The following is a 16,057-nucleotide window of genomic DNA, read 5'->3' as shown; positions in this document are numbered from 1 at the left end:
GAGCTTGGGAATCACGGAGGCCCCGTCGGTGTAGGTACTGGTCAGCGGCGTGCTCGGTTCTGAAGTGCCCGCTTGGCCGGTGCCGTTGGCGCCCATGGCTGACCGCGCCGTACCGCTGTGCGTGGTGCGGAAGTGGTGCAGTGACCGAGCACTGGCGGCGATCATGGGATTCGCGATCCGACGGCGGCTATAGCGGCAGTCTGAGTGCGGCTATAGCAATGCTCAGTGCCACGCGAATGCCTACGCCTCTGCTTTTGCGTGTGAGAAACACTGATGTCGCCCGCCGAAGATTCGCTTGCACACATTCGTGCCACGCCGTTGGACCCTCGTCGAAAAACCTTCACTCTCGCCCGGCGGGTGGCGGGACCGCAACTGCGGTGACAATGAGCCATTTCGAGGACAAAGGCGAGTGTTCAGGGATTTTCGTCGGACTCCGGGATCTCCACGCGAAGGAACTCGATGTCCAGAGAAGGAAGGGTGCGCCAGGCGAAGACGAGGACGACGGTCAGTGGCGTAGAGACGAAAGCATATTCGTTTTCCACTGCGAGCACTGTGATGTTGTGCGTCGAGGAGAGGTTCCGGTTCGGGATCAGGCCGCAGAGCAGGATTTCCGACGCGACGCGCAACTCGCCGCCACCGTCGTCGCCACCGGATACCGGCTCGGGCACGTTTGTGAGAGCGGGTCGTACAGAGACGACCAGAGGGTCGATCATTCCCGCGGGAAGGGCGACATCGTCGGTCCGTACGATCTCGTCCAGGCGCAACCCGCCGTCCCTCGCCCGGTCGCTGAGGGATGCGCAGTAGGCATTGACGGCTTGTGCCAACAAGTTGGCCGGTGTGTCTTCCTCCACCGTTGGCCCTGGGGCCGCTGGGGCGTCAGGTGGCGTCGGTTCTGCGGGCAGGCACAGCGTCACCACGCAGGTGCCGGAAATGGGATCCCTGGCGACCGTCACCCGCTGGGTCAGCGTCTGCCGTTTCCGGTCCCGGGTTCCGCCCAGAACGACGAGCAGGGCGAACGAGGCAATCCGATCGTCCGGGTATAGAGGCGTGCTGGAGGGCTGGCGTTCCCCCTGCCGTCTCAACCCGCCGGAAAGGTCGAGTACTTCGACGGGAATCACCGTCGTGGGGTCCTCGTCGTGTGCACGGCATCGCAGAGCGAAGTCCGACCCCAGCTCGACGCTAACCTCGTAGCCAGCCAAAAAGCCGCCCAACCGGGTTCTGAACGTGTCCCATGCCGAGGAACCGGCGTGGGGCGGGGCCGCACCTCTCACTCCTGCGACGAGAAACCGGAGGAAGGCCCCCACGACCCGCTCCGCTGCTGCCGCGGCCCGGCTGGCCGACTCCTCCAACCGCAGTTGGTCGCGGACCCAGGAGAGCACCCGTTCCACGGACGCGTCGGATGCCTGGATCGCCGGTAGAGGGACCGAGGCCCGGTTGCGTACCATCGCGGGCGCCGCGTCGTGGTTCGTCACGACGGTGTTCGAGACGCTGTAGGCCGGACCGCCAGGCACAGGACTGCTGACGCTCTTGGCCAACTCATCGGCGGTTAGCAGCGCCGGCGCAGATGGCACGCCTTCCGCGACGGTGCGCAGGAGGTCGTCGGTGAAGGAGGGGCTTCCTATTGAGGAGTAGCTCGCCGTAATCCGGGTCGTGGTCGCCCGTACGGCCTGTTGTACCGGCTCCGGTGCTGGCTCGCCTTCCGTACGGAAGCAGAGATCCTCGATCACTACGAGGTGGTCCGTCTTCAGCCCCTCCAGCATGGTGGAGATCCTGAGGTTATCGCCGTGAGGCTGCTCCGGCCGTACCTCGGAGGGTGACGGTTCGACTCGTCCGTGGCCGATGACATAGACGATGAGCCCTTCGTCGGCCATCGACGCGACCCGAGTGACTGCCTCGCGCACCTGAGTCTCCGTCGGGTCGAGGAGCCGCACGCATCTCTCCGGAGGCAGGTTCCACCCCTCCTGCGAGACGATCAACGCGGAGAGTCCGTTTAGCGCCGCGGAGACTGCTCCGGGATGCTCGCGCGACGGTCCGTTGTCATGGGACGTGCTGCCGATCAGGAGCGCTGCGCTGGCCCGGGGGTCCGGCATGTCGTGCCCGGGATCCTCATACGCGTCAACAGGTCCGCCGCCGGACGTCGGCGGCCGGTTGCGTTCTGCTCCAGCGCGCAGCGCCGCCATGACCTCCGCGGAGGCATAGGCGAAGGGCCGCAGAGACTCTGGTAGTTCGTCGGTGTCCAGGGCGGCGAACGCGTGCAGCCCTCTGCCCGGCAGGCGGGTCCGCTCCGCGATATACCGGCTCAGCGCGTCAAGGACGTGCCAGGCGTCGTGTCGACCGGCGATTTTACTCAGTGGCGTGCGGGCTTGTTCTCTGAAGGTGATGAGTTGCGAGTCGTCCTGCGACGTGTGGACCTCCAACACTCCGCTCATCAGTAGCTCGGCGATATCGGAATTGGTCGCCTCCGGGACGACTTCCTGACGGATGAGCTGGATCAACGGCAGACTCAGCCGACGAAACGGGCTGCAGATCGCGGCGAGCCGTATCGCCGGACGCGACGCTGTGCGGAGAAAGGCGCGGACGTGGTCGGCGCCCCCGGGACCGCTGGCGTCGTCTCCCCAGGCCGGCCCGCCCGCGGGAAACGGGCTGCGCGGTTTCTGCCCGATGCCCGGCTCTTCGGCGAAGGGTGACTCCGGCGCGCCGAAGGGCGTCACCAGCACCGCCTCGTATCCTTCGGGTGCACACCGGACGAGCCCTCGTGCCCACCGTTGCAGCGAGTGCGCGGTCAGAGTGAGGGTGGGAACGGCCACGTACCGCTTCGCGTCGGTCATCATCGACTGGAGATGCGGGGGCACGGTGAAGGTGAGGGCGGTATTGCGCTCGCCGGGCAGTCGGTTGCGCACCCTTACGGCCGGGAGGTCGAGAGCGGTGCGGTGCCACAGGCGCGAGGGCAGTGGGTTGGCGATGGAGAGCGAACCCCGGCCCGCCCAGTCGCGCAGCATCTGCCACACCTCGGCCCCGTACCAGGCGGGCGCGACGCAATCGGAGACCACCAGTACCAGCCGACGGCCGTCCGCCGAGGTCACGTTGTGCGACCGGACGAGCCGGCCGTGGGAGTCCGTCACGTAGGGATGAGGCTCGGTCGAGAGCCGCCACCTCTGTATCTGCCGGAAGGCGCCGGAGTTCTCCAGCAGCGCCGCGAACTCCTCGACTGCATCGAGCCACACCTCCATGGAGAGGTGGGTGTCGACCACCAGCAGGACATCGAACCACCGCTCCGGCAGCGGGCCGATCACCGGCAGGAGTTCGCCGCCCCGGCTGTAGGAGTCGATGGTGGCGGTCAGGTCCAGGCCGGAGCGCCGACCCTGTGGGAAACGTCGCATGAATGGGCGCAGTGAGCGGGCCAGTTCCACCGCTTGCGGGAGAGCACGCCCCGATGCAACGGACACGGCGCCGCCATAGCCGGCGTCCTCCTGCTCGGTGAGGTTCTCGTACAAGCCGTAGGAGCCGCGTCGTCCGCCTCCTTCCCGGTTTGCGAAGCCGCGGGGCGGTTCGGACGCGGCGGGATTCCCGGGCGTGGCCGGTGGCATCGCCGACCCCGCCGCCTCCGGCGGTGGCGCGTCCGGGGCGGCAGGGGGCACGCCGGCGCTGGCGCCGAGCTGCCCAGAGGCCGCCGCGAGCCACAACACGTCCGCTACGAAGGCCGCGTCGTGGTAGTCCGGCGGCAGCACGCCGATGAGGGCGTCCAGCACCCGCCCGAGCACGTCACGCTCCGGACAGATTGCGCAGGAGATAGCCGATCAGGCGCTCGCGCTGCTCGCCAGTGGGCCCCTGGCTGTCGGTGATGAGTTTGACGGCGTTCAGCAATTGGTCGACAGCCAGTGCCTCGCCTCGCGCGACCCGGCTGACGAACTCGTCCACCAGGGCGGCGGCCTCCGCCGACACCTCGTGCCCGACATGCGCCTCAACCGCGGAGCGCAGCAGATCCGCGGACAGCGGAGGCATGTCGTAGCGGATGGAGCGGCGCAGGAAGGGCGCGGGAAATTCCCGCTCCCCGTTGCTGGTCATCACGATGAAGGGGAACCGGTCGCACTGCACGCGGCCGTTCCTGACCTCGTAGGGCGGCAGTTCGCCAGGGGTGTCCTCGCCGTCGCCGCGCCACCGCCGGACGGGCACCACCGTTCGGCGGTGGCGGACCAATTCGGGGATCTCGTAGACGCCGCGCTCCAAAACGTCCAGTAGATCGCTCGGCAGGTCCAAATCGCTCTTGTCGATCTCGTCGATCAGCAGCGCGCGCGGCCGGGTGGCGTCGGGGAGCAGCGCCGTGCCCAGTGGGCCCAGTTGGAGGAACGCGGCGATGTCGGCCGGGTCGTGGGGCTGCGGCGCCGCTGGCGGTCCAGGGTTCCAGTCCGGTTGTGATGCCTGCATGGACTGGGCCAGGCGGAGCGTGTGGATGTGCCCCAGCGCGTCGTAGCGGTAGAGCCCGTCGGACAGCGTGCTGCGAGAGGTGATGTGCCAGCGCAGAACCGGGCCGAGCCGCAGCTCGTCGGCCACCTGCTCGATGACCGTGGACTTCCCGCTGCCGGCCGGGCCGGTGATGAGCAGCGGGCGGTGCAGGAAGACGGCGGCGTTCACCGCGTCCACCAAGCCCTTAGGCGGCTGGAACGTCTGCGGCGCCGAACGGCGCGGAAACGTCCGCCACGGGGGCGGATCGGGCAGCGTCACCTCGCGGGGCTCTCCCGTGCCGTTGTAGTACGCATCCCAGCTCATTTCATACTCCCTGCTGGCAACATGGTGTTCCCCTGGAACCATCGGCAGAAATCCAGCCAGGCTAGGTCGTGCCACGCGGTGCGCAGTGCGGCCAGTTCTGCGAGATGGCCGATCCCGCTGTCCTCTGGACCAGACACACAGTCCGCCCCGTCGCTCTCCTCGTCCCAACGCAACTGGTGGGCGCGGATGAACGCGGCAGGCAGCTTTTCCCAGTACCGGGCGAGCGCGGCGGGCGGTGCGTCCACGACGTGGTGCTCCTCGCCCGGCCACAGAAGCACCGGGGTGTACGGGAGTAGGGTCTGGACGAGTTCGGCGAAGTCCCGCGACCGGTGACCGATGCCTATCGCTCGCTGGAAATGCCCCTTTCTGAGGCGGTCCCGAAGTTGCTGCACCTCACCGGTTTCGTTGGGTCCCAACCAGTCGACCGGCGCCTGACCTGTCGTCAGGACGTAGTGCTGCCACTCGGTGAGACGCGCTCGCGCGATCTCGTTGATCCCGTGGAAGTGGCGCGGCACGAAGAGCCGGTCGGCCCAGCGCAGCACCACCGTGCGGTCGACACCGAGGAGGTAGAGGCCGACCTCCACCTCCTCCGGCCGCCAGCTCGGCAGCAGCGCGGCCGGTACCACCACGTCGATGTGATTCAGGCGGGCGTCGGGGGCGAGCTGGGCTTCCGCCCAGTGCACCACTTCCGTCAGCGCCTCTTCGACGCCTGCCTGGGTGGGCACGCACGCGAAGGACTCAAGCGGCAGGCACTCTTCGCCTCTGCGCAGCCAGACGGACAGTGAGTCGGGCCAGTCGATGCGCGCGGCGTGCAGGCTCACCACCAGGCTCGTCTCGCGCTGCCGCTTCTGGTAACCGGACCACTCCCGGGCGTCGTTGAGTTCCACGGTGACGCCGTGGGAGTCAGCCCACCGCTGGATGTCGTTGTCGGACGGGTCCAGCTCGCAGACTTCGGCGACGGCCACCAGACCGCGGGCCAAGGCCTGGACCGACGTGCGGCGGCCGTCCATGGTGGTCTGCCGCAGCGCGGCGTGCTCGAGGAAATAGGTGAGGAGATCGCCGCCGGACAGATCGGGATCCGCGCGCAAGGGCTCGTGGATGTCACGCCGGAGAGTGTTCAGCTCGGCCATCGCCCGGTGCACGGTGTAACTCGTCAGCTGGCGACTGGCCCATTTCACGAGGAACATCTCGGTGTCGTGCACCAGCAGCAGCGCGTCGGCCACCTCTCGCACCCGCAGCGCGCCGAAGTCCGGGCTGCGGGCCGCGAGATCGCGGATTCTGGCCAGATCGTCGTAACCGCGGAAATCCGTGCCCACGCCCCCATCGGGCCAGGCCCGCAGCGCCGCCGCCAGGTCCGCGGCGCCGATCTCGCCGAGACCCTCGGCACCCTTCACCGGTCTGCGCTGGGCGTTGACCGCCAGCCAGAGTCCTGCCTCCGAGGCCACGGGCATGCCGTCGTAATCCAGCGCGACGGCGTCCTGGTTCTGCAGGCTCTTGATCAGCGCGGCACGGTAGTACCCCACCGGCACGAATTCGCCCGCGTCCTCGAACCCCTCGCGTATCCACCGGGTGATCTGCCGGGTGAAGTCCAGTTGATAGGCGGCCTCGTGAGCCGAGGCGGCCGCCAGCACCGAGGCCCGGGTCTGGCCGTCTCTGAACCCGCCAACCAGGGCGGCGGCGGAGGTCAGCGCGGCGCCTGACTGGCACGTGTCGAGCAGGACGACGATCCCGGCGATGCCCTGCTGGTTGGCGGCTGCCGTGATCAGGCCGTTCACATCGACGGAGCTGTTGGCGTCCTCCGGCCGGCTGTTGCTCGCCATGTAGTAGAGCTGGGAGGAGCCCTGTGGGGACTGACCGTGGCCGATGAAGGCGAGGACGAGGACGGCGTGCGCCTCTCCGGCGCGCGCGATGGCATCCCTGACCGTGGCCTCCACCATCGGTTGATCGGCGTCGCCCGATCTGACGACTTCCGCTGCGGGCGTCCTGCTGCCCCTGCACGCCCCCAGCGCCGGATCGGTGAGGGCGCTGTGCAACTCATCCGCGACCGCGACGAGGCCGGTGAGGTGTTGCTCCGCCTGCGGGCACTGGGTTGCCACGACAAGACAGTGCCTGGCCTGGCGGAGCGGCTCCGTGACTGGACTGCTCATGAAGCCACGGGGGACAGGCGTGCTATCGCTGCCATGACGGGGCGTGCGACCTCGCTTCGCCGAAGGTATGCGGTCGCCGGGTGTGTCCACAGAACGCGTGACGACAGCGGCAGCGGCTCCGGCCTCACTCCTGACGGGCTGGGTGCCACCAGTTCGGCGAGACGGCGGCGCGGAACCACGGGGTCGTCGCCGTCCCAGACGTCCAGCCATCGCCCGACCGTCGGAGGCACAGAGGGTGGCCTGGGGCGCAGCCGCTGCCAGACCAGCGCGTTCGTCGCCAGAGGCGAACCGAGGGTGACGAAGAGCGGGACGGGCCCCTCGTACTCCGCGAGGGCCTCCATCGCCACCACAGAACCCAGCGAGTGCCCGATGACGATCGCCGGCCGCTGAGGATCCAATACGTCCAGTACGCGGGCCCGTATACGCGCGTCCAGGGTCGAACCCTGGCCGTCCCGACCGGGCAGGGGCTCCTTGCGGCGGAGATAGCGGCCGGGCTGGGACAGGATCCCGAAGAGGCGGACCGCGCTGGCCCGCTGCAGACCGACCTGCACCCCGGGCAGCCGGGCGAGCTTGGCGCACACCGCGGCGGCCCTCCGCGCCGAGCCGCCGACACCCTCGGGCTGCAGGGGACGTCCGTCGAGGCCCGTGAGTTCCGGCTCCGCCTGCACCCGCAACCGTTGTAGCGCCGCCGTGTCCTGCCCGTGCTCGGACGAGGCCGCCAACGCGTCGATGAACTCGCGGACGACCGCGAGAACGAGGTGTGCCAGTTCCTCGTCCTGATCCGGGACGGCGGTGCCCTGCTGCTCCCCGCCGGATGTGAAGAGATCGCCGTAGTAGGCGAAGGAGGTGTCCACGGACCAGTCCATGGTCAGGGCCGAGATCGCATCCGCATACCCGGCTTCCCTGGCGCCTTCGGCGAGGGCCCGCTTCCACTCGCGACGTTCCTCATCGGCCTTCCGCGGTCCGCCGATGCCGTGCACCATTACTAACTGCGGTTTTCCTGTCGTCCCCACGACCACCCTCCCCCTGCCCCACGGACGCGTGATGCAGCATTCGCAGGAGCGATCGAAACCGTACCAACTCGAGCATCGTGAGGTGCGGTTATTGAGTCACTGCCACTTCGGACCGGTCAACATCTCGCGGCCGACGGTCCTCTCCCCCCCCCCGGAAGCCGTCCGCTTCACGAAGAAAGCTCGTGGTGGAGCCGCCGTGAACGCGATACGGCCGAGGATGTCGGTCGGCCATCGCCGATTGAGCCACCCGTACCGGCCATCGTGTTGTACGCGCTCCGCCCGGACCCGACCTTCGATTGGGTGCCCGTGATCGTCTGCCCCGCGAGATCCCCAAACCCCTAAGGCAGTTTCGGGGCCGCCGGAGGGGCGTGGGTGGCAGATCCGTCGGTCGAGGCGGCGGCTCGGATGCGGTTCCCGAGGTCGGCGAACGCCACGGGCGGTCCTGCGGCCTTGCGGACGGTGTTGAGCCCGAGGCTGTCGACGGTCAGCTTTTCCAGTGCGGCACGTGGGAGGACGTAGAACTCCCACTGGGAGGTGTCGAGCGGGTCATAGAGAGCGGGTTCACGGGTGGTCTCGATGGCGAAGACGTAGACGTCGGCGTTGTACGAGGCGGTGGGAGCGTATCCGCGCTCCGGTGTCCAGGCGCGGGCGCGCAGACCGCTGAAGCGGATGTCGGACGGGCCGTTCTGGTCCCAAGCCTGGAGGTAACCGCTGGCCTTGACCTCGATGCGGATCCCGTCGTCGGTCTCGACATCGTGACTGGCCCACTCCACCCGGGGGCGCTGCGAGCCGACGGCCCGGTGAACGAGGAACTTGGCCAACACACCGCGGGCGTTGTTGACCCTGAGGTGGCGAACCCGCCAGAAGTCGACGACAGCAGCGCCAAGCACCCCGCGAATCGGCTCATCGCCATGGAGCGACTCCACCGATGGAGGTGTCTCCGGCCTCAGCGGCGGGGTCCGGGTCATAGAGACCAGCCTTTCAGACCTCCGGCTCCCGTCACCATTGGCCCCTGTTGAACACAGTGCCTTCAGGCTATGAGCTGCAAAACGACCCAGGTGAGCACGCCAATCGACCGCTGGTGTGGTGCGAATTATTCAATTGGTCGAGACCATAACAAAGCCCCAGGTCTTCGACCTGGGGCTTATCAATGGAGCGGATGACGGGAATCGAACCCGCGCTCTGAGCTTGGGAAGCTCATGTTCTACCATTAAACTACATCCGCGTGAAGGCCCTGGTGGGGGTGGCTTCGTGGGGGAGTCTACCGCATGTGGGGGGTGGGGTGGGGCGTAGGTTGGGGGCGGAGTGGTGAGTGGGTGCGCGGTGGGTTGATCCCCTAATGTGTGGGTTTGTCGTCCACGCCGGTTGGTTGGGGAAGGGACTTGATGGAGCGCACCGTTGTTCGTTGTGCCGAGGGGCATGTGTTCAGTACGGCTTCGTTCCCGATGCAGCATTTGGGGGCCGAGCGGTTGGGGCCCGGGCGGTTGTTGAGGTGTCCCAAGTGCGCGCGGCTGAGGCACGCGGTGCCGGTGGCCGGGGGCGGGGAGAAGCGGTAGTCGGAGGCCGGTGAGGTGGCGGCTCCGGGCCGGAGGATTGGGTCGGGGCCGCTCCGGGCGCGTAACCTTCGGGGCGTGCTTCTCTCTGACAAGGACATTCGAGCCGAAATCGACAACCGACGCGTGCGCGTGGACCCGTTCGAGCCGTCGATGGTGCAGCCGTCGAGTATTGATGTGCGGCTGGACCGGTTCTTCCGGGTGTTCGAGAACCACCGGTATCCGCACATCGACCCGGCGGTGGAACAGCCGGATCTGACGCGGCTGGTGGAGCCGGAGGGTGACGAGCCGTTCATCCTGCATCCGGGGGAATTCGTGCTCGGGTCGACGTACGAGGTCATCTCGTTGCCCGACGACATGGCGTCGCGGCTGGAGGGGAAGTCGAGTCTGGGGCGGCTGGGGCTGCTGACGCACTCGACCGCGGGGTTCATCGACCCCGGTTTCTCCGGGCATGTGACCCTGGAGCTGTCGAATGTCGCGACGCTCCCGATCAAGCTCTGGCCCGGAATGAAGATCGGGCAGCTCTGCCTCTTCCGGCTGACCTCGCCCGCCGAATTCCCTTACGGATCGCAGCAGTACGGCTCCCGTTACCAGGGGCAGCGCGGGCCGACGCCTTCACGGTCCTTCATGAACTTCCACCGCACCAAGGTCTGAGACCCCGGGGCGGGTCAGATCAGCGGCAGCTTGAACAGGCAGAGCAGCGCGATCAGTTGGATCGACGCCGCCCCGAGCGCCTTCGGCCACGGCAGGTCGTGCGACTTGCTGACCATCGAGGTGAGCAGCGCCGCGCAGCCCAGCCAGGTGAGCCAGCCCAGGAGTTGGACGAAGCTGTTGGCGCCGCCGAGGAAGAGCGCGAAGAAGAGACGCGGGGCGTCGGTGAGCGTCGTGATCAGGAGCGAGAGCCCGATCGTCGGCGCCCAGGCGCCGTCGCCGCCGAACTGCCGCGCGAGGGTGTTGGTGACCGCGCCGAGCGTGACCGCGGAGATGACGACGGCGACGGCCGTGGTGAGCACCCACGGGATGCTGGTGGTGAGCGTCGCGTCCAGGACGTCGCTGCGGGCGGCGTCGAAGCCGAAGACGGCGAGCAGCCCGTAGAGGAAGGTCACGGTCAGGGCCGGGCCCCAGACCGTGTGGTCGCGCATCTGCCAGAAGGTGCGGCCGGGGCGCAGCACGACGCCGCTCAGCAACTCCTTCCAGTGCAGCCGCGGACCGACCGGCGGCGCGGCGGACTGACCCGCGCGGTACGTCGCCACGTTGTCGCCCGAGTACGGGGGCTGGGCGTACGGGGGCTGGGTGTACGGGGCCTGTGCGTGCGAAGGCTGCGCGTACGGCTGCTGCCCGGCGTACGGATCGACGTACGGCTCCTGGCCCTGGCCCGCGAACCCGGCGCCCAGCGTGAACGCCTTCGTCTGGCCGGGCGACTCGTCGTACCCGCCGGGCTGCCCCGCCGCGGGCGCGTAGTACTCCGGCTCGCCAGGAGGCGTTCCGTACGAGCCCTGCCCGTGACCCGCGCCCTGCCCGTGACCCGCGCCGTATCCCGGCCCCTGGCCGGGACGGCCGCCCCGGCCACCGCCCTCACCGTGTCGATTCCTGAATCCAGCCACGTCATCGAACGTACCCGGTAAGCCGCCGCACCGCTCCTGTCGGCCGGTCCGCCGCCGCCCATTGCTGCCAACCTGTGACACGCGGCGGCGAACCCGTCGACGGACCCCCGGGCAAACCCCTAGGGGAACCCGTAAGGGCTGGTGAGGCCCCGGATCAGGCCGTCCCGGCCGGCGCTTCCTCGCTCAGCTCGGCCGCGTCCGCCGGCGCCTTCACCGACTGGAGGAGAAGCTGCGAGACGTCCACGACCTGGAGGGCCTCCTTCGCCTGGCCGTCGTTCTTCTTGCCGTTGACGGAGTCGGAGAGCATGACCAGGCAGAACGGGCACGCGGTGGAGATGATGTCCGGGTTGAGGGAAAGCGCCTCGTCGACGCGCTCGTTGTTGACGCGCTTGCCGATCCGCTCCTCCATCCACATCCGGGCGCCGCCCGCGCCGCAGCAGAAGCCGCGCTCCTTGTGGCGGTGCATCTCCTCGTTCCGCAGACCGGGCACGGACGCGATGATCTCGCGCGGCGGTGTGTAGACCTTGTTGTGCCGCCCGAGGTAGCAGGGGTCGTGATACGTGATCAGGCCCTCGACCGGCGTGACCGGCACCAACTTGCCCTCGTCCACGAGGTGCTGGAGGAGCTGGGTGTGGTGGACGACCTCGTACTCGCCGCCGAGCTGCGGGTACTCGTTGGCGATGGTGTTGAAGCAGTGCGGGCAGGTGGCGACGATCTTCTTCGAGGCGCGCGGCTTGCGCGTGGAGGGGTCCACCGCGCCGTCCTCGTCGAGGGACTCGCCGAAGGCCATGTTGAGCATGGCCACGTTCTCCTGGCCGAGCTGCTGGAAGAGGAATTCGTTGCCCAGGCGGCGGGCGGAGTCACCGGTGCAGTTCTCGTCGCCGCCCATGATCGCGAACTTGACGCCCGCGATGTGCAGGAGCTCGGCGAAAGCCTTGGTGGTCTTCTTCGCGCGGTCCTCCAGGGAGCCCGCGCAGCCGACCCAGTACAGGTACTCGACCTCGGTCAGGTCCTCGACGTCCTCGCCGACGACCGGCACCTCGAAGTCGACTTCCTTGACCCAGGCCAGGCGCTGCTTCTTCGGCAGGCCCCACGGGTTGCCCTTCTTCTCCAGGTTCTTGAGCATCGTGCCCGCCTCGCTCGGGAACGACGACTCGATCATCACCTGGTAGCGGCGCATGTCGACGATGTGGTCGATGTGCTCGATGTCGACCGGGCACTGCTCGACGCAGGCGCCGCAGGTGGTGCAGGACCACAGCACGTCGGGGTCGATGACCCCGTTCTCCTCCGCCGTGCCGATCAGCGGGCGCTCGGCCTCGGCGAGCGCGGCGGCGGGGACGCCCGCGAGCTGCTCGGGCGTACCGGTCTCCTCGCCCTCGGCGTTCTTGCCGCCGCCGGCCAGCAGATACGGCGCCTTGGCGTGCGCGTGGTCGCGCAGCGACATGATCAGCAGCTTGGGGGAGAGCGGCTTGCCGGTGTTCCAGGCGGGGCACTGCGACTGGCAGCGCCCGCACTCGGTGCAGGTGGAGAAGTCGAGGATGCCCTTCCAGGAGAAGTGCTCGATCTGGGAGACGCCGAACTGGTCGTCCTCGCCCGGGTCCTCGAAGTCGATGGGCTTGCCCGCGGAGACCATCGGCTGGAGTGCGCCGAGCGCGACCGGACCGTCCGCGTTCCGCTTGAACCAGATGTTGGGGAAGGCCAGGAAGCGGTGCCAGGCCACGCTCATGTTGGTGTGCAGGCCGAGCACGATCGCCCAGATCATCGTGACGCCCAGCTTGACCATGGCGACGGCGTAGACGGTGTTCTGGAGGCTGCCGGTGCTCATCTTCCGGAAGGCGGCGACCAGCGGGTACGAGACGAAGTACGCGGCCTCGTAGTGGTCGACGCCGTGCAGGGCGCCCTCCAGGCCGCGCAGCGTCAGGATCGCCAGGCCGATGATCAGAACGACGTACTCCACGAAGTACGCCTGCCAGGCCGTCGAACCGGTGAAGCGGGACTTGCGGCCGGCGCGCGAGGGCAGATTCAGCAGCCGGATCACAATCAGGGTGAGGATGCCGAGGGTGGTGAGCGCCGCGATGAACTCGGTGTACACCTCGTACGGCAGCCAGGTGCCGATCCACGGCAGGATCCAGTCGGCCTTGAAGAGCTGGCCGTACGCGTTGACGATCGTCAGGCCGAGGGTGAGGAAGCCGACCGCCACGAACCAGTGCGCGACGCCGACGACGCCCCACTTGTTCATCCGGGTGTGGCCGACGAATTCCCTGGCCAGGGTCGTGGACCTGGCCACCCAGTCGTTCGTGCGGGAGCCCGCGGGCACGGGCTGGCCGAGCGTGACGAACCGGAAGATCTGCGCGACGGCGAGGCTGATCAGGGCGACGCCGACCGCGGTGAGGACCAGCGACACGATGATCGCGGCGAGTTGCATGTGGGCTCCTCGGGCCTGCGCGGCGGTTCAGTGGGAGGGGGCCGTGGGTTCAGGATCGGGCGGGAAGGCTTCGTGCTGGGCAAGGTCGTACGGGCAACGCTTGTACAGGGTCGTACGGGTCATGCGGGTCGTACGAGCAAGGTCCCGTACGGGTCGTACGAGCAAGGTCGTACTAAGCGGTAACTTAATCCGGTCTCCGCTGAGATTACCCGCGATCCGCGGGCGCATACAGCCGTGCAACTCGTGATCTGCGTCGCGGTGCGGCCTGTCGCGCCCTGCCGTGACCGGCTCAGAGCCGCTCCACGCTCTCACCCCGGCACCGGTTCCGCGTGTCGAAGACGTACGTCGCCGCCCGCGCGACCATCGTGTAGTCGAAGACGTCGTGGTCGGTCGCGACGACCACCACGTCCGCCGCCGCGGCCTCCTCCTCGGTCAGCTCCACGCACAGCAGGTCGGCGGGGAGCCGGGCCGGGTCCGCGTACGGCTCGACCGCGCGCACCCGGGCGCCGAGCGCCGTCAGCCCGGCCGCGATGGCGAGCGCGGGCGATTCGCGAAGGTCGCCGCTGTCGCGTTTATAAGCGAGACCCAGCAGAAGGACGCGGCTTCCCTCGACAGGCCGCTGCCTGGCGTCGAGACCCGCCGCGATCCTGTCCACCACCTGGGTGGGCATCAGCGCGTTGATCTCCTCGGCGAGCGCCGCGAAACGCAGCAGACCGCGGGGGACCGGCAGCCGGTGACCGCCGACGCCGGGGCCGGGGTGGAAGGGCAGGAAGCCGTACGGCTTGGTGGCCGCCGCGTCGATCGCCTCGCGGATGTCGGTGCCCATCGGCCCGGTGACGGTGGCCAGTTCGTTGACCAGGGCGATGTTCACCTGGCGGAAGGCGTCCTCGATGAGCTTGGTCAGCTCGGCGGTGCGCGGCGACGAAACCGGCACCGTATTGCGCACGATTCGGGAGTAGAAGCCGTCGACGGCGAGGAGCGATCGTACGTTCACACCGGAGACGACCTTGGGGGTGTTCTCCAGCCGCCACCGGGGGTTGCCGGGGTCGGTGCGCCCGGGGCTGTAACCCAGGTGGAAGGCGCTGCCCGCGGTCAGGCCGCTGATCTCCTCCAGGACCGGCCGCAGCAGCTCCTCGGTGGTGCCGGGCGCGGTCGTGGACTCCAGGACGACGGTGGCGCGCGGGCGCAGGTGCGGGGCCACGGCCCGGCCCGCGTCCACGATCGCGCCGCGGTCGGGGACGCCGTCGTGGACCGGTACGGGGACGGTGATCACGCAGACGTCGAAGTCGCGGGCGTCGGCGTAGTCCGTACTGGCCCGGTAGCGGCCGGAGGCGAGGGCCTCGGCCAGCCGCTCCGCGGGGACGTCGCCGACGCGGGAGTCCCCGGCCGTCAGCCGTTTGACCAGCTGTTCGTCGATGTCGATCCCGATGACCGTGAAACCGGCCTCCGCCGCCCGCAGTGCCAGCGGCAGCCCGACATGGCCCTGGCCTACGACGACGACGTGCCGGCTGTCTTCGGTGGGTTCCATGACGCTTAAATTAGCCCTAATCGTGACAAGTATGGCAAAGGCGACATTAAGTTCATCGGATGTCGGGCCACCGCGCGAGCGGGCCATGACGGACGAGGCGCCACGATCACGCGGGAGGAGGCGGGCATGCGGGCCGTGCTGCGCTGGGTCGCGATCGGCGCCGGGCTCCTCCTTGTGGTGACGGCGGGTCTGGGCTGGGCGTCCTACCGGAAGTTCAGCGGCAACATCCACACCGACCGGGCCGCGGAGAAGGTGCTCGCCCGGTACGCGAAGGAGCGGCCCCGCGCGCTGGTGCCGCAGGCGCGCAACATCCTGATGCTGGGCTCCGAAAGCGGCCAGGGCGGCCCGAGCGGCCAGGGCGGCGGCGGAGCCCATGGCGGCCAGAACGCCGAGCGCCGCCCGGGCTCCGGCGCGCCCCCGGATGAGGACACCTCCGACGCCGCCGTCCTGCTGCACCTGTCCGCCGACCGCCGCCACGCCGCCGCCGTCGGCGTACCGCGCTCCCTGAAGGTCGGCGTGCCGAGCTGTCCCCGCCCGGACGGCGGTACGAGCCCGGCCGCGTACGAACCCTTCGGCCGCGCCTTCAGCGGCGGCGGGGCGGCCTGCTCGATCCGCGCCTTCGAACGGCTCAGCGGCATCCGCGTCGACCACCACATGGTGGTGGACCTCGCCGGGTTCGACCGGATCGAGGCCGCGGTCGGCGCCCACACCGGTGAGCGCCGCCGCGAGCTGTTGCGTACGCTGACCCGTGAGGCGCGCGGGGCGGACACGCTGCGCCATCCGGCCCGGTTCTTCGGCCTGGTCGACACGGCAACCTCGTCCCTCACGGCCGATCCCGGACTCAGTACGCTCCCCGCGCTGTACGAACTGGCGGGAAGCCTGCGCAAGGTGCCGGACGGCGCCCTCGCCTTCCGTACGCTGACGGCCCGGCCGGCCGAGTCCGGTCCGCTGCTGGCGGCGCTGCGCGCGGACCGCCCGGTGCCGGCCTCTCCAAGCCGCTGACGCGGCACCTCGCCGCAC

10 protein-coding genes and 1 tRNA gene are annotated in these 16,057 nt (G+C 69.0%); 2 read left to right on the top strand and 9 right to left on the bottom strand.

Features of this window, described 5'->3' with window-relative positions; all coding sequences use genetic code 11:
* Positions 1 to 413 precede the first annotated feature (413 nt).
* The 6 genes from ACFY9V_RS00425 to ACFY9V_RS00400 form a co-directional block, all read right to left on the bottom strand.
* Positions 414 to 3,761 carry an SAV_2336 N-terminal domain-related protein gene (locus tag ACFY9V_RS00425; RefSeq protein ID WP_391158279.1) on the bottom strand — a complete coding sequence of 1,116 codons (3,348 nt, stop codon included), beginning with the start codon at positions 3,759 to 3,761 and terminating at the stop codon, positions 414 to 416.
* 1 nt (position 3,762) lies between these two features.
* Entirely contained in the window at positions 3,763 to 4,767 is a 1,005-nt protein-coding gene (locus tag ACFY9V_RS00420) for an AAA family ATPase (RefSeq protein WP_391158277.1), read from the bottom strand.
* Positions 4,764 to 6,863, bottom strand: coding sequence for a hypothetical protein (locus ACFY9V_RS00415; RefSeq protein WP_391158275.1), 2,100 nt, complete (start codon positions 6,861 to 6,863; stop codon positions 4,764 to 4,766). The genes ACFY9V_RS00420 and ACFY9V_RS00415 overlap by 4 nt, the downstream gene beginning before the upstream one ends.
* 47 nt (positions 6,864 to 6,910) lie before the next feature.
* On the bottom strand, positions 6,911 to 7,927 hold the full coding sequence (locus ACFY9V_RS00410; protein WP_391158273.1) for a hypothetical protein: 1,017 nt from the start codon (positions 7,925 to 7,927) through the stop codon (positions 6,911 to 6,913).
* A 338-nt stretch (positions 7,928 to 8,265) separates the two neighbouring features.
* Positions 8,266 to 8,817 (bottom strand): hypothetical protein, encoded by a 552-nt coding sequence (locus tag ACFY9V_RS00405; protein WP_391158272.1) that lies wholly within the window; start codon positions 8,815 to 8,817, stop codon positions 8,266 to 8,268.
* A gap of 261 nt (positions 8,818 to 9,078) precedes the next feature.
* Positions 9,079 to 9,152 (bottom strand) — tRNA-Gly (locus ACFY9V_RS00400).
* Between the two features lie 406 nt (positions 9,153 to 9,558).
* On the opposite strand from ACFY9V_RS00400, the gene dcd reads away from it, so the two are divergent.
* Entirely contained in the window at positions 9,559 to 10,134 is a 576-nt protein-coding gene (gene dcd, locus ACFY9V_RS00395) for a dCTP deaminase (protein WP_391158270.1), read from the top strand.
* A 14-nt stretch (positions 10,135 to 10,148) separates the two neighbouring features.
* Here dcd and ACFY9V_RS00390 read toward each other — a convergent pair whose 3' ends face one another.
* The 3 genes from ACFY9V_RS00390 to ACFY9V_RS00380 form a co-directional block, all read right to left on the bottom strand.
* A complete protein-coding gene (locus tag ACFY9V_RS00390) occupies positions 10,149 to 11,084 on the bottom strand; it encodes a YIP1 family protein (RefSeq protein ID WP_391158268.1) in 936 nt (311 codons plus the stop codon).
* A 154-nt stretch (positions 11,085 to 11,238) separates the two neighbouring features.
* Positions 11,239 to 13,509: a heterodisulfide reductase-related iron-sulfur binding cluster gene (locus tag ACFY9V_RS00385; protein ID WP_391041594.1), complete on the bottom strand. Its 2,271-nt coding sequence runs from the start codon at positions 13,507 to 13,509 to the stop codon at positions 11,239 to 11,241.
* A 289-nt stretch (positions 13,510 to 13,798) separates the two neighbouring features.
* Positions 13,799 to 15,037 (bottom strand): nucleotide sugar dehydrogenase, encoded by a 1,239-nt coding sequence (locus ACFY9V_RS00380; protein WP_391158266.1) that lies wholly within the window; start codon positions 15,035 to 15,037, stop codon positions 13,799 to 13,801.
* 126 nt (positions 15,038 to 15,163) lie between these two features.
* On the opposite strand from ACFY9V_RS00380, the gene ACFY9V_RS00375 reads away from it, so the two are divergent.
* A complete protein-coding gene (locus ACFY9V_RS00375) occupies positions 15,164 to 16,039 on the top strand; it encodes an LCP family protein (RefSeq protein WP_391158264.1) in 876 nt (291 codons plus the stop codon).
* The last annotated feature ends 18 nt before the right edge of the window (positions 16,040 to 16,057 follow it).

This window comes from Streptomyces sp. NPDC008317 (assembly GCF_042955955.1).
GTDB lineage: Bacteria > Actinomycetota > Actinomycetes > Streptomycetales > Streptomycetaceae > Actinacidiphila.
The sequence above is the reverse complement of the archived record's forward strand: the minus strand, read 5'-3'. Positions and strand labels throughout refer to the sequence as shown.

Bases quoted from the DNA above. Each gene is read 5' to 3' on its own strand.
- ACFY9V_RS00420 (WP_391158277.1), bottom strand. From the start codon at position 4,767: ATGAGCTGGGATGCGTACTACAACGGCACGGGAGAGCCCCGCGAGGTG.
- ACFY9V_RS00380 (WP_391158266.1), bottom strand. From the start codon at position 15,037: ATGGAACCCACCGAAGACAGCCGGCACGTCGTCGTCGTAGGCCAGGGC.
- ACFY9V_RS00375 (WP_391158264.1), top strand. From the start codon at position 15,164: ATGCGGGCCGTGCTGCGCTGGGTCGCGATCGGCGCCGGGCTCCTCCTT.
- ACFY9V_RS00385 (WP_391041594.1), bottom strand. From the start codon at position 13,509: ATGCAACTCGCCGCGATCATCGTGTCGCTGGTCCTCACCGCGGTCGGC.